The organism is Ferrimonas balearica DSM 9799 (assembly GCF_000148645.1).
GTDB lineage: Bacteria > Pseudomonadota > Gammaproteobacteria > Enterobacterales > Shewanellaceae > Ferrimonas > Ferrimonas balearica.
Genome location: NC_014541.1, coordinates 363893 through 381190 on the forward strand (window position 1 = coordinate 363893; position 17298 = coordinate 381190).

Annotated in this window: 16 protein-coding genes and 1 other RNA gene; 12 read left to right on the top strand and 5 right to left on the bottom strand. The window is 62.0% G+C overall.

The window, feature by feature from the left end; translation table 11 throughout:
- Window positions 1-28 precede the first annotated feature (28 nt).
- The 4 genes from dolP to FBAL_RS01770 are packed head-to-tail and all read right to left on the bottom strand — an operon-like array spanning window position 29 to window position 3368.
- Entirely contained in the window at window positions 29-604 is a 576-nt protein-coding gene (gene dolP, locus FBAL_RS01755; protein ID WP_013343851.1) for a division/outer membrane stress-associated lipid-binding lipoprotein, read from the bottom strand.
- A 2-nt stretch (window positions 605-606) separates the two neighbouring features.
- Complete coding sequence (locus tag FBAL_RS01760; RefSeq protein ID WP_013343852.1) at window positions 607-1194, bottom strand: phosphoheptose isomerase; 588 nt, start codon at window positions 1192-1194, stop codon at window positions 607-609.
- Between the two features lie 15 nt (window positions 1195-1209).
- The gene (locus tag FBAL_RS01765; protein WP_013343853.1) at window positions 1210-1542 is read right to left on the bottom strand and encodes a YraN family protein; all 333 of its coding nucleotides are present in this window, start codon (window positions 1540-1542) and stop codon (window positions 1210-1212) included.
- The gene (locus tag FBAL_RS01770; RefSeq protein ID WP_148226693.1) at window positions 1542-3368 is read right to left on the bottom strand and encodes a penicillin-binding protein activator; all 1827 of its coding nucleotides are present in this window, start codon (window positions 3366-3368) and stop codon (window positions 1542-1544) included. The genes FBAL_RS01765 and FBAL_RS01770 overlap by 1 nt, the downstream gene beginning before the upstream one ends.
- Before the next feature lie 92 nt (window positions 3369-3460).
- Between FBAL_RS01770 and rsmI the strand changes: the two genes are divergently transcribed.
- Both rsmI and rnpB read left to right on the top strand, forming a co-directional pair.
- Window positions 3461-4300 carry a 16S rRNA (cytidine(1402)-2'-O)-methyltransferase gene (gene rsmI, locus FBAL_RS01775; protein WP_013343855.1) on the top strand — a complete coding sequence of 280 codons (840 nt, stop codon included), beginning with the start codon at window positions 3461-3463 and terminating at the stop codon, window positions 4298-4300.
- Window positions 4301-4332: 32 nt separating this feature from the next.
- Window positions 4333-4716: RNase P RNA component class A (gene rnpB / locus FBAL_RS19760), an RNA gene on the top strand.
- Window positions 4717-4894: 178 nt separating this feature from the next.
- Here rnpB and FBAL_RS01780 read toward each other — a convergent pair.
- Window positions 4895-5914 carry a hypothetical protein gene (locus tag FBAL_RS01780; RefSeq protein WP_013343856.1) on the bottom strand — a complete coding sequence of 340 codons (1020 nt, stop codon included), beginning with the start codon at window positions 5912-5914 and terminating at the stop codon, window positions 4895-4897.
- Between the two features lie 389 nt (window positions 5915-6303).
- Between FBAL_RS01780 and mraZ the strand changes: the two genes are divergently transcribed.
- Genes mraZ through murG form a run of 10 tightly spaced genes read left to right on the top strand, consistent with a single transcriptional unit; the run spans window position 6304 to window position 17298 of the window.
- Window positions 6304-6762, top strand: coding sequence for a division/cell wall cluster transcriptional repressor MraZ (gene mraZ / locus FBAL_RS01785; RefSeq protein ID WP_013343857.1), 459 nt, complete (start codon window positions 6304-6306; stop codon window positions 6760-6762).
- Entirely contained in the window at window positions 6762-7709 is a 948-nt protein-coding gene (gene rsmH, locus FBAL_RS01790; RefSeq protein ID WP_013343858.1) for a 16S rRNA (cytosine(1402)-N(4))-methyltransferase RsmH, read from the top strand. Before mraZ ends, rsmH begins: the two co-directional genes overlap by 1 nt.
- A 9-nt stretch (window positions 7710-7718) precedes the next feature.
- The gene (gene ftsL, locus FBAL_RS01795) at window positions 7719-8024 is read left to right on the top strand and encodes a cell division protein FtsL (protein WP_013343859.1); all 306 of its coding nucleotides are present in this window, start codon (window positions 7719-7721) and stop codon (window positions 8022-8024) included.
- Entirely contained in the window at window positions 8021-9811 is a 1791-nt protein-coding gene (locus FBAL_RS01800) for a peptidoglycan glycosyltransferase FtsI (protein ID WP_013343860.1), read from the top strand. Before ftsL ends, FBAL_RS01800 begins: the two co-directional genes overlap by 4 nt.
- On the top strand, window positions 9795-11258 hold the full coding sequence (gene murE, locus FBAL_RS01805; protein ID WP_013343861.1) for a UDP-N-acetylmuramoyl-L-alanyl-D-glutamate--2,6-diaminopimelate ligase: 1464 nt from the start codon (window positions 9795-9797) through the stop codon (window positions 11256-11258). Before FBAL_RS01800 ends, murE begins: the two co-directional genes overlap by 17 nt.
- Complete coding sequence (locus FBAL_RS01810; protein WP_013343862.1) at window positions 11255-12622, top strand: UDP-N-acetylmuramoyl-tripeptide--D-alanyl-D-alanine ligase; 1368 nt, start codon at window positions 11255-11257, stop codon at window positions 12620-12622. The genes murE and FBAL_RS01810 overlap by 4 nt, the downstream gene beginning before the upstream one ends.
- Window positions 12623-13702 carry a phospho-N-acetylmuramoyl-pentapeptide-transferase gene (gene mraY / locus FBAL_RS01815; protein WP_013343863.1) on the top strand — a complete coding sequence of 360 codons (1080 nt, stop codon included), beginning with the start codon at window positions 12623-12625 and terminating at the stop codon, window positions 13700-13702.
- Window positions 13702-15003, top strand: coding sequence for a UDP-N-acetylmuramoyl-L-alanine--D-glutamate ligase (gene murD, locus FBAL_RS01820; RefSeq protein ID WP_013343864.1), 1302 nt, complete (start codon window positions 13702-13704; stop codon window positions 15001-15003). Before mraY ends, murD begins: the two co-directional genes overlap by 1 nt.
- On the top strand, window positions 15000-16220 hold the full coding sequence (gene ftsW, locus FBAL_RS01825; protein ID WP_041251132.1) for a cell division protein FtsW: 1221 nt from the start codon (window positions 15000-15002) through the stop codon (window positions 16218-16220). Before murD ends, ftsW begins: the two co-directional genes overlap by 4 nt.
- Entirely contained in the window at window positions 16213-17298 is a 1086-nt protein-coding gene (murG, locus tag FBAL_RS01830; RefSeq protein ID WP_013343866.1) for an undecaprenyldiphospho-muramoylpentapeptide beta-N-acetylglucosaminyltransferase, read from the top strand. The genes ftsW and murG overlap by 8 nt, the downstream gene beginning before the upstream one ends.

A 17298-nucleotide genomic window follows, 5' to 3' on the forward strand; every position in this document is an offset into this window, starting at 1 on the left:
TCGGCTTTTTTGTGGCTGGCGTTGGTGCTCAGAGGTATTCAAATACCTTAATCACCTTGCGCACGCCGGAGGTGGTGCGGGCCACTTCCACGGCCAGATCGGCTTCGCTGGGATCCACCAGCCCCAGCAGGAACACCTCGCCATTTTCGGTGATCACCTTTATGCGGATGGCGTCCAGCTCGTTGTCCCCAAACATGCGGGATTTCACCTTGGTGGTGGTCCAGGTGTCATTGCTTCGGGTGGTAAAGCCCACCGGATTGCCGATGCGCAGCTGGTCATGCACCTGGGCCACGTCGGTGTTAGCGCGGGCAATCTGCACCGCACGGTCTTTCAGCATCTGGTTGGGCACCTGTCCCACCAGCAACACCCGGCGGTTCATTGAGATAACACGGATGCGGGACTGGTTCTTGAGGCCATCGTCCTCATCCAGTGCGGCGGTGACCGCCACGTCCAGACCATGGTCATCGAACTGGGTGGTAAAGGAGCGGCGGTCATTGACCATTACTGCGCCGCCAACGGCGCCGGCCATGATCACCCCGGCACAGCCACTGAGGCTGGTGACGATAAGCAGGGTTGCCAGCAGGCGGATTGGCAGGGCATTCATGCTCAATCCTCCTGCGGGAACAGGGTCCGGTCGATCACATCACACAGGCTGTGCAACACCAGCAGGTGCACCTCCTGGATGCGCGGCGTGCTGTGGCTGGGCACCCGGATCTCGACGTCGTTATCACTCAGCAGCCCCGCCATCGCGCCGCCGTCGTTGCCGGTCAGGGCCACGATGGTCATGTCACGATTCACTGCCGCTTCCATCGCCTTGATGACGTTTTGCGAGTTACCGCTGGTGGAGATGGCCAGCAGAATGTCGCCGCGCTGGCCCAGAGCGTGAACCTGCTTGGAGAACACTTCGCTGAAGCTGTAATCGTTGGCGATGGAGGTCAGGGTGGAGCTGTCGGTGGTCAGCGCAATGGCTGGCAGGCTCGGACGCTCGGTCTCGAAGCGGTTGAGCAGTTCACTGGAAAAATGCTGGGCATCACCGGCGCTGCCACCATTACCGCAGCACAGAATCTTGTTGCCGCTGAGCAGGCAGTGGACCATCGCCATTGCTCCTTTCTCGATGGACTCGGGAAGGGCTTCCAAGGCGTCGATCTTGGTTTGAATACTTTCGGTAAAACTCTCTTTGATTCGTTCCAGCATGGTCCCCTGACCTTGTTAAAAAGCGTTTTGAATCCAGTTTATGGTGTCACCCTCGATGGCCACGACATCGAAACGACAGGGATTCTGGCTTAATCCCTGTTGCTGCAGGTACCAATCGGCGGTGAGGCGCAGCTTATGCTGCTTGGTTGCGGTGACGGCCGCAGCGGCGCCACCAAAGGCACTGCTGCGGCGGTATTTTACTTCGATAAACACCAAGGTGTTGCCCTGACGCATCACCAGATCGAGCTCGCCAAAGCGGCATTGTACGTTGCGGGCAACCGGCGTCAGCCCCTGTTGCTGAAGGTAATGCTGGGCGGCGTCTTCAGCCTGCTGACCCTGTTGCCGCATTATTCAGCCTTGAGCGCACCGCGGCGGTACTTGGCCCAGCCCAGCTCCCGCTCCAGTTCGCCATCGGGTTGCACCGCCAGGTCGCCACTCAAGCCTTTGACCCGATAACCGGTAAAGACCCGCATCTGGGCCAGACGGTCGATCAGGCTCCAGCTGTCGTAGCCCATGGCGTAAAGGCGCATCAGGGCCTGTTGGCGATCGGGCCAGAGCTGCTCGGCTTCGGCTCGCTCCGGATTATCGGCCAGCAGCCAGGGCATGTCGCTCAGCTCCAGGCCATCAAGCTCCTGACTCTGTTGGCTGTCCAGTGCCTGATGGGCGCGGCTGCTGCCATACAGTGCCAGCGGGTCGGCAAACACCGACAGGCTGACGTCGACAAAGGGTTTGAGCAGTCGAACTTCGTTGCCATTGGCCACCAGATAGAGGGCGTCGACGTCACGACGGGAACGGAAATCCGCCTGAGTTTTCGGCCCGAACAGCGCCTTGATCGCTTTGATGCGCTCCTGGCTCTGGTCGACATGCATCGATTTTTGCACCGTCTCACGCATGCTGGCCTGGTTGCCAAAGTAGTGGATCTCAACCGGATCGTCACTCAGTTCCGCCCATTCGGCGACAAAACGCTCCGCCATCCGTTTGCCAATGGCGTTACCGGAGGCCAACACCAGTGGGTGTTTGTGCCCCTCCAGCCAGATGCGCTGCGCCGCCTGCGACGCCTCGGTTTCCGGATCGAGGGAGAAGAAGTAGAGATCATTGCCACTGGGGGCATTCTCGTCCCGGGCGTTCAGTGCCAGCAGCGGTACCTGGCCGTCGTACTGGGCCAGTACCTTATCCAGGTTGGGTTTCAGCAGCGGGCCAATAATGAACTCGGCGCCATCGGCGCGGGCCTGTTGGTAGGCTTCCACCGCGTCCATTTCGCCGGTGTCATAGAAACGCACCTCACGCTGGTCCTGATTGGCCAGCAGGTTCGCCAGCAGACCATCCTGAATGGCGCGGGCCTGGCTGGCTACCCGGCCGCTTAAGGGCAGCAGCACCGCCACCTGATGGGGACGATAGGGCTGCACACTCAGGGCACGTTCCAGATCCATCGGCAGACGCTGGGCGGCGGGGTGGCTGGGGTTGGCCTGCTGCCACCGCGCCAGCTCGCCCAGCAGCGAAGAGGGCTGAACGGCAAAATGTTGGGCCAGCCAGCCCAACTCGAGCCAGCCGCGCCATACTGGGTCGGTGGCTTGCTGTTGCTGCGCCTTCAGGGTCGCTTCATCGGTGCGGGAGAGGGCAAGCCACAGCGCATCGGCATTGGCGTCCTGCTCCTGGGCACTGAGGTAGGGTGTCAGGCCATAACGCGCTGCGGCTTCGGCCAGATGCTGCCCCTCGGCATGCTGCAGTTCCGCCTGCAGGGTGAAGAAGTCACGCCACTGCGCAGAGGAGAGTGACCAGTTGGCCGGCCACTTCAACAGTGCGAGCGCCTCGCTGCGCTGCTGTTGGTCAGCCAGAATATGGGCTTGCAGCAGGCGGTATTCCGCTTGCAGTGGGCCGCTGTCAGGCAGCTGCGGGGCCAGTGAGGTCAGCAGGTTCTGGGCGGCGCTGCGCTGGTCCTGAGCCAGGTAGGCGCGGGCAGCCAGCAGCAGGTAGCTTTGCTGGACTTCGCCGCTGTTCTGATTGGCCAGCTGCAGATAAGCGTTGGGCGATTGGCTGACTTGCCCCAATGACAGGGACTCTGTGGGGGCCTGGGGAGTTTGCGGGCCGCTGGCACAACCGGCCAGAACCGCGACCACCAGGGCCAGGGCGAGATGCCGCCGGCGCATGGGCCGGTGTTGGGAAACGCTTTTCACCACGGGGATCCACTCTGATAGAATTGCAGCCACTAGTTTAACCCCCTGTTTGCAGTAAACCAATCCACCTTACTGCCCACCTTGAGGTGCTCATGTCCAGCTCCGCCACTCTTTACATTGTGCCGACCCCCATCGGCAACCTGGCCGACATTACCCACCGGGCGCTGCAAGTACTGCAGGACGTGGACCTTATCGCCTGCGAAGATACCCGTCACACCGGCAAACTGCTGAGCCACTTTGGCATCGGCACCTCCACCATGTCGGTACACGATCACAATGAGCGACAGCGTGCTCAGAGCATCATTCACCGCCTGCAGCAGGGGCAGAATATTGCTCTGGTGTCGGACGCCGGCACCCCGTTGATCTCCGATCCCGGCTACCACCTGGTGACTCAGGTGCGTGAGGCGGGCTTTACCGTGGTGCCGCTGCCGGGGCCGTGTGCGGCCACCACCGCGCTGTGTGCCGCAGGTCTGCCGTCTGACCGCTTTGCTTTTGAAGGCTTCCTGCCGGCCAAGAGCAAGGCGCGCATCGATACCCTGACGGCGCTGATGGAGGAGCCTCGCACCCTGATCTTCTACGAATCCCCGCGACGGGTGCTGGATACCCTGGCGGAGGTGATCGAGGTGATGGGGCCGGAGCGCCAGGTGGTGCTGGCCCGCGAGCTGACCAAAAGCTTTGAGACCATTCATGGCGGCCCGGTTGCCGAACTGCGCGAATGGCTGCTTGAGGATGACAACCGAACCCGTGGCGAGATGGTGCTGATGATTGGCCCCTACCGTGCGCCGGAAGATGCGCTGCCGGCCGAGGCGCTGCGCACCACCGAATTGCTGTGTCAGGAGCTGCCACTGAAGAAGGCGGCGGCGCTGGCTGCGCAGATCCACGGCGTGAAGAAGAACGCCCTTTATAAAGCCGGTTTGGATATGGGCTGGTAGTCCGCCAGTCCAGTCGCTATAATCCGCCGCCTGGAGTTGGCCAGGCAATCGCTGCCTTGTCGTTGTGCCGGAGCCTTCGGGCGCTGGCAGACGGGCGAGGGGGAGGAAAGTCCGGGCTCCATAGGGCAGGGTGCCAGGTAACACCTGGGAGGCGTGAGCCTACGACCAGTGCAGCAGAGAGCAGACCGCCGATGGCCCCTCGGGGCACAGGTAAGGGTGAAAGGGTGCGGTAAGAGCGCACCGCGCGACTGGTAACAGTTCGTGGCACGGTAAACTCCACCCGGAGCAAGACCAAATAGGCCCCCATTGGCGTGGCCCGCGTTGGGGGCGGGTAGGTTGCTGGAGCCTGGGAGCGATCCCAGGCCTAGAGGAATGGTTGTCCACGACAGAACCCGGCTTATCGGCCAACTCCAACCTATTTGTAAGAGAACCGCAGTGCTTCCCGGCACTGCGGTTTTTTTCTGTCTGGTAGGCGATGGCTCCGCCGCGCAGGAGTTTAGGTATATCGGGCCAGCCGCTCGGTAACAGAAAGCCCGCATCAGACTCTGATGCGGGCTTTTGCTTATTTAAGCGGCAGAATCAGATAGCCGACGCTCAGTTAAGCGGGCAGCCCATCTCATTCTGGTACTCAAAGGCGTTCTTCACATGGTTGTAAGAACCGCTGTGTGCCCCTTGGACTGCGGCGATGACCTCTTCCTTGCTGTATTTGTAGCTGACGCCATCGCTGAGGGCGTTAAGCAGTGCCGCTACCGCATGGCGGCCCATGGCGTACTCTTTACCACCGCCCTGACTCAGTACCTGAAGCAGGGTTTTGTCCATACCGAAGAGGTCTGAACCAAACGCCATATAGAAGGTGTCGTGCGGGCCGTACATCACCCAGGAATCAAAGTGATGGGGCTGTTTCCAGTAACCCGGGGTGCAGCCCTGGCCACCCATCGGGGGCTCTTTGGGCTTCTCTTCAATCACTGCGGCTTTCACCAGAAAATCGTTGTTGGTGTCGGTGCCATCGGGGGCAATGTCAACGGGGCGTAGCACCAGGAAGGGCGCATCGGCAGCGCCGAGGGCGGCGATATCCAATACCTGCTCGACATTGTCATCATTGCCGGTAAATTCGGCCAGAAGCACCAGGCCGCCGTTATTGGGGTTACCGTCGGTGTCCGACCAGATCTGACCGGTTTCCGGGAATTCGGCGCCGTCGTTACCATCAAGAGACGAAAGGTAGACGCTGACCCAGCGCCAGTGCTCGGGCCGTTTCAGGTAGATAAATTCCGGCGCCAGCTGGTTGGACAGCTCATTAATGTCGCCGCCACCGCCGGGTCCGGGGCAGTCTCCACCGTTATCTGCGGCTTCAAGCGGGTTACACACCCCCAGCCCTTCATCGCCGGTCTGGTCACGGCGGTAAAGGTTGGCAGGCTTCCAGAGATTGTCGTTAGGGTCCAGATACAAACCCAGGGCGCTTGTCCCTGTGGCAGCATCCATCACCGTAGAGGTGCCTAAGTTGCCCTCTACCCCACCTTCTGAAAAGTCGATCATCACAGGATCGGCGGCCATGGCAGCCAAAGGAAGCGCAGAACCCAACAGGGTCAGCGCACGCGCAAGTTTGGAGTACCTCATGCTTCACTCCTCATATTCAACGAAGTTGATACAGCCAGTTGCGTCATAGATGCGTGGATCTCTTTAAAGGCTAGTCGGCGCGATGAAGCGCAGCCATTCAGCCGGGACAAATATTCATCGGGTTGCGATGGACTGAAATCGGGACAGGATCGATGATCGTCGGTGTGAACGGACAGAGAGATTCGATCTTCTCTTTTAATTTAGAAACTTGGCGTGAATGGTCGTCATGGAGGGGGTCGCTAAAGGTGTAAAAAGCACGGTTTGGCGGGCTTTTCATGGCGGGCCCTTTTCTTGACAAGGTTGACACCCTATCCATAAACTTGGTGAGTTGTGGGAAAAAGTGGTTATTTGTGGATCTTACTGGATCGTAACGACAGGGAAGGGCGGCTATGTTCCGCGGCGCCAACGCCATCACGATGGACAGCAAGGGTCGACTGACGGTACCAACACGGTATCGGGATTCCCTGCGTTCTCAGTGTGGCGGTCAGCTGATCTGCACCGTTGATATCCAATCCCCCTGCCTGCTGCTCTATCCTCTGCCTGAATGGGAGCGCGTGGAGCAGAAACTGATGTCCCTGTCTGATACCCAACCCGCAGAGCGTGCCATCAAACGGCTGCTGCTGGGTTATGCCACGGAAGGAGAGCTGGACAAGGCTGGCCGGCTGCTGCTGTCAGCGCCCCTGCGCCAGTACGCTGGACTGGATAAGTCGGTGATGCTGGTGGGACAACTGAACAAATTCGAACTCTGGTCCGAAGCCAACTGGCAGGATCAGATCCAGGCCGCCCACCAACAGGTGAGCGAGGCCGAACTCCTTTCCAACCCCCGGCTACAGGACTTTTCACTCTGATGTCTGAGTCATTCCGACACATTACCGTACTGCTCGATGAAGCGGTTAACGGTCTCCAACTCAAGCCGGACGGGATCTACGTCGACGGAACCTTTGGTCGTGGTGGTCACTCCCGGCACATCCTGTCTCAACTGGGCCCGAATGGCCGCCTGATCGGCATCGATCGCGATCCCCAGGCGGTGGCTGTGGCGCAGCAGCTGGCTGCTGAAGACCCGCGTTTCCAGATTGTGCACGGCCCCTTTTCCGGCATCGCCGAGTATGTCGAAGCGCTCGGCCTGACCGGTCAGATTGATGGCGTGCTGCTGGATCTGGGCGTGTCCTCGCCGCAGTTGGACGATGCTGAACGCGGTTTCAGCTTCCTGCGCGACGGTCCGCTGGATATGCGGATGGACAACAGCCGTGGCGAAACGGCGGCCGAATGGCTGGCCCGGGCCGAAGCGAATGACATCGCCTGGGTACTGAAAACCTTCGGCGAGGAGAAGTTCGCCCGTCCGATCGCCCGCAAGATCGTCGAGCACATCGCTGCCGGTGAGCCGATGGACCGCACCAGTCACCTGGCAGGCCTGATCGAGAAGATGACGCCCAAGCACAAGCGTGATCAGGGTAAGCATCCGGCGACCCGCAGCTTCCAGGCCATCCGCATCTACATCAACAGCGAACTGGAAGAGATTGAGAAAGCCCTGATGGGGGCCCTTGAGGCGCTTAAGCCGGGTGGCCGCCTGTCGGTGATCAGTTTCCACTCGCTGGAAGATCGTCTGGTGAAGCGTTTTATGCGCCGCGAATCCCAGGGCGAGCCTGTCCCTCATGGTCTGCCGCTGACCGAAGAGCAGATGAAACAAACCCGCCGCCTCAAAACCGTCGGTAAGGCCCTGAAGCCGTCCGATACCGAGGTGGAAGACAACACCCGTGCCCGCAGCTCGGTGCTGCGTGTGGGTGAAAAACTGTAAGGACACCCGATGACCACCAACCTGGCCCGCATCATTGGCAAGGACCTGTGGCACCACAAATGGTTGGTGGCACTGTCCCTGTGCGTGCTGGGATCGGCGCTGGCGGTGGTGTGGTCGGCTCAGGAGTCCCGCAACCTTACGGCGCATTGGAATGACCTGCTGCAACAGCGCGATCAGCTGGATGTGCAGTGGCGTCACCTGTTGCTGGAGGAGCAGACCCTGGCCGAACACAGTCGGGTGGCGCGCATGGCCAGTAAAGATTTGAACATGCACCGACCCAAACCCTCGGCGGAACGCGTGGTGAGGTTGCCATGACCCGACGCAAGATCAATAAGCCCAGCAACAAGAGCAAACAGGCCAAGCAGAAGCTGAAGCCGACGCCGTTCCTGTGGCGTTTGCGCCTGGTGACCTTTGCCATCGCGCTGGTGTTCAGCGGCATCGTGGCCCGGGCGGCTTACATCCAGGTGATCGCGCCGGATCGCCTGCGTCACGAAAGTGACCTGCGCACCCTGCGGCTGGAAACCCGCGATGTGCAGCGTGGCATGATCACCGATCGTAACGGCGAGATGCTGGCGGTCAGTGTGCCGGTGCAGGCGGTGTGGGCCGATCCCAAGCGGGTGTTTGAAGGCAACGGCTTTGACGATCCGCGCCGCTGGCGTGCGTTGGCGGACGTGCTGGAAGTGCCGGAAGCCGAGTTGGTTGAGCGGGTTAAACAGGATCCCAAGCGCCGCTTCCTCTACCTGCGTCGTCAGGTTACCCCGGCCGTGGCCGAGTACATCGCCAAACTGCGCATCCCCGGTGTGGGCCTCAAGCCGGAGTCACGCCGTTATTACCCCGCCGGTGAAGCCACCGGCCAGTTGATTGGCCTGACCAACATCGATGATAAGGGCATCGAGGGGCTGGAGCGCAACTACGACGACTGGCTGACCGGTTCGCCGGAGAAGGTCCGGGTGCGTAAGGGGTTGGGCGGTGAAGTGGTGGAAAACCTCTCTGTTGTTGCCGAAGGCGAGCATCCGAACGACCTGGTGCTGAGCCTGGACATGCGCCTGCAAAGCCTGGCTTACCGGGCGCTGAAGAAAGCCACCCAGTACCATATGGCCACCTCCGGTTCACTGGTGATCATCGATATCCCCACCGGTGAAATCCTGGCCATGGCCAACACCCCCAGCTTTAACCCCAACCAGCGCAGCGGCATCCAGGCATACCAGATGCGTAACCGCGCCATCACCGACGCCTATGAACCGGGCTCCGTGGTGAAGCCGCTGGTGGTGGCTGCCGCCATGGAGAAGGGGCTGGTGACCCCGGATACCGTGATGGACACCAGTCCGGGTTGGATGCGCGTCAGCGGTGGTCTGGTGCGGGATACCCGAAACTTCGGTAAGCAGGACGTCACCCACCTGCTGGTGAAATCCTCCAACATCGGTATGGCCAAGATGGCGCTGCAGATGGAGGTGGACGAATTGCTGGCCTTCTACGCCGACTTTGGCCTTGGCACCTACAGCGGCATCAACCTGGATGGGGAAACCACCGGTAACGTGCCCAAGCGCCGCCGCTGGTCTGAGCATGAGCGCGCCACCCTGGCCTTTGGCTACGGTCTGACCTCCACGCCGCTGCAGTTGGCCCGGATGTACGCCATTCTTGGCGCCAACGGCGTGGCCCGCCCGGCGTCGATTCTGAAACTGCGTGACGGTCAGGTACCGGAAGGGGAACAGGTGTTGTCTCCCAAGGTGGCCAAGCAGATGTTGGCGATATTGACTCAGGTGACCGAGCCCGGTGGCACCGCTACCCGCGCGGCGATCGATGGCTACAAGGTGGCGGGGAAAACCGGCACCAGCCGGAAAGCGGTGGCCGGGGGCTACGGTGAAGATTACGTCTCTCTGTTCGCTGGCCTGGCGCCGTCGGACAATCCCCGCCTGGCGATGGCGGTGGTGATTAACGAGCCACAGGGCGACGCCTACTACGGCGGTGTGGTGGCGGCGCCGGTGTTCTCTGAAGTGATGGCCGGGGCCCTGCAATTATTGAATGTGGAACCAAGCCAGCGCAGTCCCGAACTGGGCACGCTGGCCTCAGTATGGGGGAGCGATAATGTCGTCACTCGATGATTTGCTGGCTCCCTGGATGGCGCTTGATACCGGGGTGGAGTTTCAACAGTTGGTGTTGGACAGCCGACGTGTCCGCCCGGGAGATTGTTTTGTTGCCGTGGCTGGCCACCAGGTGGACGGCCGCGATTTTATTGATTCGGCGATCGCGCTTGGCGCGGTGGCCGTGCTGGCGGACGCCGATGCGGATGGACGTCAGGCGGACCGCAATGGCGTGATCGTGGTTGGCGTGCACAACCTGTCCCAGCGCCTGTCGGCGCTGGCCCTTCGCGCCTACCCGGCAGCCACCCGTCCAACCCTGATCGGCGTCACCGGCACCAACGGCAAAACCACGGTCACCCAGCTGTGTGCGCAGCTGCTGACGGCGCTGGGACACCAGGCTGGGGTGATGGGGACCGTGGGGAACGGGCTGTGGGGGGATCTGATCCCATCGGTCAACACCACCTCCGACGCCATTACCGTGGCCCGGGAGCTGGACCGCCAGGCCAAGTCCGGTGCTGAAGCCGTGGCTCTGGAGATCTCCAGCCACGGCCTGAGCCAATCCCGGGTGGCGGCATTGCCGGTTCAGGTAGGGGTCTACACCAACCTGAGTCGGGATCACCTCGATTATCACGGCGACATGGCCGCGTACGCTGACGCCAAGCGCCAGCTGTTTGCCCTGCCGGGCCTGCGCCATGGCGTGTTTAACCTGGATGACGAAACCGGCTCTCGCTGGCATCGCGAGCTGTCAGGCAGCCTGCTGGCGCTGGGTTACAGCATTCAGGGAGCCCGCTGTGACGGCGCTTATCTGACCGTCGAAGGGGTGGAGTATCACGACCAGGGCGTGCGTGCCCGGGTGGTGTCCAGCTTTGGTCAGGGCACGCTGAACAGTCCATTGCTGGGCGCATTCAATCTGGCCAACCTTTTGGCCGCTCTGGGAGCATTACTGAGTCTCGGTTATTCGCTGTCGGATCTGCTGTCCGTAGTGCCTCAGTTGCACAGTGCCGCTGGCCGGATGGAATGTTTCGGCACCGACAGTACCCCGACTCTGGTGGTGGACTATGCCCACACGCCGGACGCCCTCAGTCAGGCCCTGGCTGCCCTACGACCGCACTGTCGTGGCGCACTGTGGTGCGTATTCGGCTGTGGTGGCGAGCGGGACAGTGGCAAGCGGCCGCTGATGGCGCAAGCCGCCGAGCAGGGCGCCGACCACCTGATCATTACCGCCGATAATCCGCGCAGCGAGGCGTTTGCCGACATCGCTGCCCAGATGGAAGCGGGCCTGACCGGTCAGGCAGAGGTGATTGAGGACCGGGCTGCGGCGGTGCGCCGCGCCTTTGCCCAGGCTCAGCCCGGTGACATGGTGTTGCTGGCGGGCAAGGGCCATGAAGATTACCAAATCATTGGCGGTAACCGCCTGGATTACAACGAGCGCGCGCTGGCGCAACAATTGGTGGAGCAGGGCGTATGATCCCGGTAACCCTGAGTACCCTGGCTGATGCCGTTGGCGGCACCCTGAATGGGGCCGACCTGATGGTAAGCCGGATTGGCACCGACACCCGGGCCCTGGCCGAGGGTGACCTGTTCCTGGCCCTGGTGGGCGACCGCTTTGATGGCCACGAATTTGTCGCTCAGGCTGAGGCATCCGGCGCCGCGGCGCTGGTGGTCAGTCGCCCGGTCGACAGCGCACTGCCGCAGATCCTGGTGGAAGATACCCTGCTGGCATTGGGCCAGATGGGGGCGTGGCTGCGTCGTGAATTGGCCCCACGTTGCCTTGCCATCACCGGCTCAGTGGGCAAAACCTCGGTCAAAGAGATGACCGCCGCCATCTTTGCTCAGGTCGGGCCTACTCTGGCCACCCGGGGCAACCTCAACAACACCATCGGTGTGCCAATGACCCTGCTGGAACTGACCCCGGAGCATCGCTTCGCGGTGATTGAGCTGGGCGCCAACCATGCCGGTGAGATCCGTTATACCTCCAGCCTCGCGTTGCCTCATGCGGCGGTGATCAACAACATTCGCGGTGCCCATCTCGAAGGATTTGGTGGCATCGAAGGGGTGGCCCGGGCCAAGTCCGAGATCTATGAGCATTTGGGTGAAGCCGGTACCGCCATCGTCAACCTGGACGATGAGTGGGCCCCCTGGCTGCTGGAACGCCTCGGTGATCAGAACCGCTTTACCTACTCAAGCCGCGGGCCGGCGGATCTGTGGGCGTCCGCCCTGTCCCGTGATGCCGATGGCTGTTACCACTTCCTGCTGCATCGTGGTGAAGCGGAAGTGCTGGTTCGCCTGCCTTTGCCGGGCCGTCATCAGGTTGATAACGCCCTGGCGGCCGCCGCCCTGGCCAGCACCGCTGAACTTTCTCTGGAACAGATCGCCAGCGGCCTGGCGCAGGCGCCAACCGTGGCAGGCCGCACTCAAATGACCGCCCTGAGCGGCGAGGTCATGTTGATTGATGACAGCTACAACGCCAATGCCGCCTCCACCATGGCGGCAATCGACCTGATGGCCGAACGGGACGGCAGCAGTCTGCTGGTGTTCGGTGATATGGGCGAGTTAGGCGAGGAAGCGGAGGCGGAACATCGCACCGTTGGTCGCTATGCAGGGGAAAAAGGGATTGACCGTCTGCTGACAGTGGGTACATTAAGCCGCTTTGCCGCGCAAGAGCATGATGCGGCACGTCACTTTGGGGACCAAGCGGAACTGCTCCCCACCCTGATGACCGAACTGGCGGCGCTGCCCCGGCCGGTCACGGTATTGATTAAAGGCTCACGCAGTGCCCGCATGGAAAACGTGGCGAAAGCCCTGCGTGAACAATTAGGGGAACACGAATAAATGCTGGTTTACCTGGCGGAATACCTGACACAGTATTACACCGCTTTTAACGTCTTTTCCTACCTGACCTTCCGGGCCATCGTTGGCCTGCTGACGGCGCTGGCGTTCTGCCTGTGGGCCGGCCCGCGCATGATCGCGTATCTGCAGCGTCTGCAGATCGGACAAGTGGTGCGCGACGACGGTCCGGAGTCCCACTTCAGTAAGCGTGGCACCCCGACCATGGGCGGCCTGATGATCCTGGCCGGTATTTTCGTCTCCACCTTGCTGTGGGGCGATCTGGGCAACCACTACGTGTTGACCATGCTGTTTGTGATCGGCGCCTTTGGCCTGATCGGCTTTATCGACGACTACCGCAAAGTGATCCGCAAGGATCCCAAGGGTCTGATCGCCCGCTGGAAGTACTTCTGGCAATCCGCTGCGGCCCTGACCGTGGCGATCACCCTGTATGCCTGCACGGCGCCGGAACAACAGGTGCTGGTGGTGCCCTTCCTCAAAGACGTCATGCCGCAGCTGGGCCTGGTTTATATCGCCCTGGCCTACTTCACCATTGTCGGCAGCTCCAACGCGGTGAACCTGACCGACGGTCTGGATGGCCTGGCCATTGTGCCGACTGTGATGGTGGCCGCGGCGTTTGCCCTGGTGGCCTACCTCAGCGGTAACGTGAACTTCGCTCAGTACCTGCATATCCCTTACCTGCCGGGCGCCGGTGAACTGGTGGTGGTGTGTACTGCCATGGTGGGCGCGGGCCTGGGTTTCCTCTGGTTCAACACCTACCCGGCTCAGGTCTTTATGGGCGATGTTGGCTCACTGGCACTGGGTGCGGCACTGGGTGCCCTGGCGGTTCTGACCCGTCAGGAGATCCTGCTGGTGATCATGGGCGGCCTGTTTGTGGTGGAAACCCTGTCGGTGATTCTGCAGGTGGGCTCCTTCAAGCTGCGCCGTAAGCGCATCTTCCGCATGGCCCCGATTCACCATCACTACGAACTGAAAGGCTGGCCGGAACCGCGTGTCATCGTGCGTTTCTGGATCATCTCCCTGTGTCTGGTTCTGCTGGGTCTGGCGACCCTCAAGGTACGCTGATGACGACACCGGCCCCCCACACCTGGATCCTTGGCCTCGGCATCACCGGCCTCAGTGTGGTTCGCCACCTGGCCGCTGAGTCCGAGTCGCTGGCGGTGTGGGACAGCCGCGCAAACCCTCCCGGAGCCGATACCCTGGCCCGGGATTTTGCCCATGTGGCCTTGCAAACCGGCCCGTTTGATGGTGACGTCCTGGCTCAGGCCAAGCGGTTGGTAGTGAGCCCCGGGATTGACCTGCGCACGCCCGCTCTGGCTCAGGCCATTGCCGCCGGGGTTGAGGTGGTGGGCGACATCGAACTGTTTGCCCGGGCGGCCGATGCACCGGTGGTGGCCATCACCGGCTCCAACGGCAAATCCACCGTAACCACCCTGGTTGGGCACCTGGCCCAAGCCTGCGGCGTGTCGGTGGGCGTTGGCGGCAATATTGGCACCCCTGCGCTGGACCTGCTGGGTCAGGGGCATCAGCTGTATGTGCTGGAACTGTCCAGCTTCCAGCTGGAGACCACCCGCTCATTGCCGGCGCAGGTGGGCACCGTACTGAATGTCAGCCCGGACCACCTCGACCGTTACGACAGCTACGAAGCCTATCGTGACGCCAAACTGGCGCTCTATCCGCAGTGCCGGATCGCCCTGTTCAATCGCGCCGACCACAACACCCTGCCGTCATCGCACCCCCGCACCCTGAGCTTCGGCCCGGATGCGCCGGACGGTGACAACTTCGGTGTGGTTGGGGATTGGCTGATGCAGGGTCAGACCCGGCTGAAACGCCGTGACCAGCTCACGCTGGTAGGCGCACACAACGAACAGAACGTGCTGGCGGCGCTGGCGCTGGGTCAGGCTGCCGGACTGGAGATGGACGCCATGCTGTCCGCGCTGGACAGCTACCGTGGCCTGCCGCACCGCTGTGAACTGGTGGCGGAGCGTGCGGGGGTTCGCTACGTCAACGATTCCAAAGCGACCAACCTCGGTGCCACTCAGGCGGCGCTGGACGGGTTGGAGCTGGGTCGGGTCTGGTTGATCGCTGGTGGCGACGCCAAGGGCCAGGATCTGTCGGTGCTGGCACCGGCGCTGAATCAACTGGCAGGCCTGATCACGCTGGGGCAGGATGGCCCCGCCATTGCGGCGCTGCGCAGCGATGCCACCGAGGTGGTGAGCATCGAGTCGGCGGTGGCCGTTGCCGCTGACCAGGCCCGCGCCGGTGACATTGTGTTGCTGTCGCCCGCCTGCTCCAGTCTCGATATGTTCGCCAGCTTTGAACAGCGCGGTGAGTGTTTTGCCGCTGCGGCACGGGGGCTGCGGTGAAGGCCCCGGCGGTGCAGCTGAGCCTGTTCAGTGACCGTTGGGCGGCGCTGTGGAGCAACCTGTTCCCGCGCAAAGCCCCGGGTATGCAGCTGTATGACCGTACCCTGCTGGTGTTGATCCTGACTCTGGCGATCACCGGCCTTCTGATGGTGACTTCCGCCTCCATGGCCGAGGGCGCCAAACTTACCGGCGACCCATACCACTTTGTTAAACGCCAGCTGCTGTTTCTGGGCACCGCCATGATGATTGGCGTTGCGGTGCTGCAGGTTCCGATGCAACGCTGGGAGCAGTTCAGTTGGGCCCTGATGCTGGCGGCGCTGGTGTTGCTGGTGGTGGTGCTGATTGGTGGGCGCACGGTAAACGGTGCGACGCGCTGGTTGCCGTTAGGGCCCTTTAACCTGCAGGTGGCCGAGGTGGCCAAACTGGCCCTGTTCGTGTTCCTGGCCGGTTACCTGGTGCGACGCCATCAGGAGCTGCGTGAAGAGATCAAGGGTTTCGTTAAGCCGGTGGCGGTGCTGGCGGTGTACGCCGGATTGATTCTGCTGCAGCCGGACCTCGGCACCGTGGTGGTGATGTTCGTGACCGTGATGGGCATGTTGTTTCTGGCCGGCGCCAGCCTCGGTAAGTTCATTACCCTGGCACTGGTGGGCGTTGGACTGGTGGTGCTGCTGATCGTGGTGGAACCCTACCGCATGGCGCGGGTGATGAATTTTATGGACCCCTGGGAGGATCCGTTCGGCAGTGGCTACCAGTTGACCCAGTCGCTGATGGCTTATGGTCGTGGGGATTGGCTTGGGCAGGGCCTGGGCAACAGTATCCAGAAGCTGGAGTACCTGCCTGAGGCCCATACGGACTTTATTTTTGCAGTGCTGGGCGAAGAGCTCGGCTTTATCGGTGTCGTTACGGTGCTGGCGTTGTTGCTGGCGCTGGCGTTTCGGGCCTTGTGGATTGGCCACCTGGCACTTAAACAGGAGCAGGCGTTTGCCGGCTACCTGGCGTACGGCATTGGCATCTGGTTCAGTTTCCAAACCGCGGTGAACGTGGGTGCCAGCGTGGGCGTGTTGCCCACCAAGGGCCTGACTTTGCCGCTGGTGTCATACGGTGGAAGTAGTTTATGGGTGATGACCGCGGCTTCGGCCATGTTATTGCGGATCGATCACGAGCGCCGGGTTGCGCAATCGCAACCGGCCAAGGTTACGGAGGCAAGCGATGAGTGACAATAAGGCGCCTCGCTTGATGGTGATGGCGGGCGGCACCGGAGGACACGTGTTCCCGGCTCTGGCCGTGGCCCGACGCCTGCGCCAGCAGGGTTGGGAAGTGCTGTGGCTTGGCACCGCCGAACGGATGGAGGCGCGACTGGTGCCCCAGCATGGGTTTGCCATCCGCTTTATCGACATTAAAGGGGTACGGGGCAATGGCTTGCTGCGCAAGTTGAAAGCCCCGTTCCAGATCTTTAAGGCGATCGCTCAGGCCCGCCGCATTCAGGCGGAGTTCCAGCCCGATGTGGTGATGGGCATGGGGGGCTACGCCGCCGGCCCGGGTGGCATTGCAGCGTGGCTGCGCCGTACCCCGCTGGTACTGCATGAGCAAAATGCGGTGGCCGGTGCCACCAACGCGATCCTGGCCAAGTTTGCCAACAAGGTTCTGGTGGCGTTCGACAACGTGCTGCCGGGTGAGCAGCGGGTGGGCAACCCGGTGCGCGACGAGTTGGTGGCGATTGGGGAAACCCAGCCTGTGGTGCCCGGTGAGCAACTGAAAGTGCTGGTGGTGGGCGGCAGCCTTGGCGCCCAGGTGCTGAACGATCAGGTGCCTGCAGCGGTTGGCCGTCTGGCCAATGAGGCGGCGGTGACCGTGTGGCATCAGGTCGGCCGTGGCAACGAAGCTGCCGTGACGCAACGCTGGGCCGAGATGGCGCCGGGCGTTGGCGCCCAGGTGACCGAATTTATTGATGATATGGCGGCGGCTTACGCCTGGGCTGACCTGGTGATTTGCCGGGCCGGAGCCCTGACCGTCGCTGAACTGGCGGCCACCGGACGGCCGTCTCTGTTGGTGCCGTTCCCCCATGCGGTGGACGACCATCAGACCAAAAACGCCGAAGCCCTGGTGGCGGCGGGTGCGGCCCGCCTGTTACCCCAGGCCAGCCTGACCCCAGAGCGTCTGGCTGACGAGATGCTGACCCTGGTGCAACAGCCTGACACGCTGGTGCAGATGGCCGAGGCAGCACGCAACAGCGCCATCCTGGATGCCACCGACAAAGTGGCCGGGATCTGCGCTTCACTGGCACGGAGAGATTGA

Bases quoted from the DNA above. Each gene is read 5' to 3' on its own strand.
- dolP (WP_013343851.1), bottom strand. From the start codon at position 604: ATGAATGCCCTGCCAATCCGCCTGCTGGCAACCCTGCTTATCGTCACC.
- FBAL_RS01760 (WP_013343852.1), bottom strand. From the start codon at position 1,194: ATGCTGGAACGAATCAAAGAGAGTTTTACCGAAAGTATTCAAACCAAG.
- FBAL_RS01765 (WP_013343853.1), bottom strand. From the start codon at position 1,542: ATGCGGCAACAGGGTCAGCAGGCTGAAGACGCCGCCCAGCATTACCTT.
- rsmI (WP_013343855.1), top strand. From the start codon at position 3,461: ATGTCCAGCTCCGCCACTCTTTACATTGTGCCGACCCCCATCGGCAAC.
- FBAL_RS01780 (WP_013343856.1), bottom strand. From the start codon at position 5,914: ATGAGGTACTCCAAACTTGCGCGTGCGCTGACCCTGTTGGGTTCTGCG.
- mraZ (WP_013343857.1), top strand. From the start codon at position 6,304: ATGTTCCGCGGCGCCAACGCCATCACGATGGACAGCAAGGGTCGACTG.
- rsmH (WP_013343858.1), top strand. From the start codon at position 6,762: ATGTCTGAGTCATTCCGACACATTACCGTACTGCTCGATGAAGCGGTT.
- ftsL (WP_013343859.1), top strand. From the start codon at position 7,719: ATGACCACCAACCTGGCCCGCATCATTGGCAAGGACCTGTGGCACCAC.
- FBAL_RS01800 (WP_013343860.1), top strand. From the start codon at position 8,021: ATGACCCGACGCAAGATCAATAAGCCCAGCAACAAGAGCAAACAGGCC.
- murE (WP_013343861.1), top strand. From the start codon at position 9,795: ATGTCGTCACTCGATGATTTGCTGGCTCCCTGGATGGCGCTTGATACC.
- FBAL_RS01810 (WP_013343862.1), top strand. From the start codon at position 11,255: ATGATCCCGGTAACCCTGAGTACCCTGGCTGATGCCGTTGGCGGCACC.
- mraY (WP_013343863.1), top strand. From the start codon at position 12,623: ATGCTGGTTTACCTGGCGGAATACCTGACACAGTATTACACCGCTTTT.
- murD (WP_013343864.1), top strand. From the start codon at position 13,702: ATGACGACACCGGCCCCCCACACCTGGATCCTTGGCCTCGGCATCACC.
- murG (WP_013343866.1), top strand. From the start codon at position 16,213: ATGAGTGACAATAAGGCGCCTCGCTTGATGGTGATGGCGGGCGGCACC.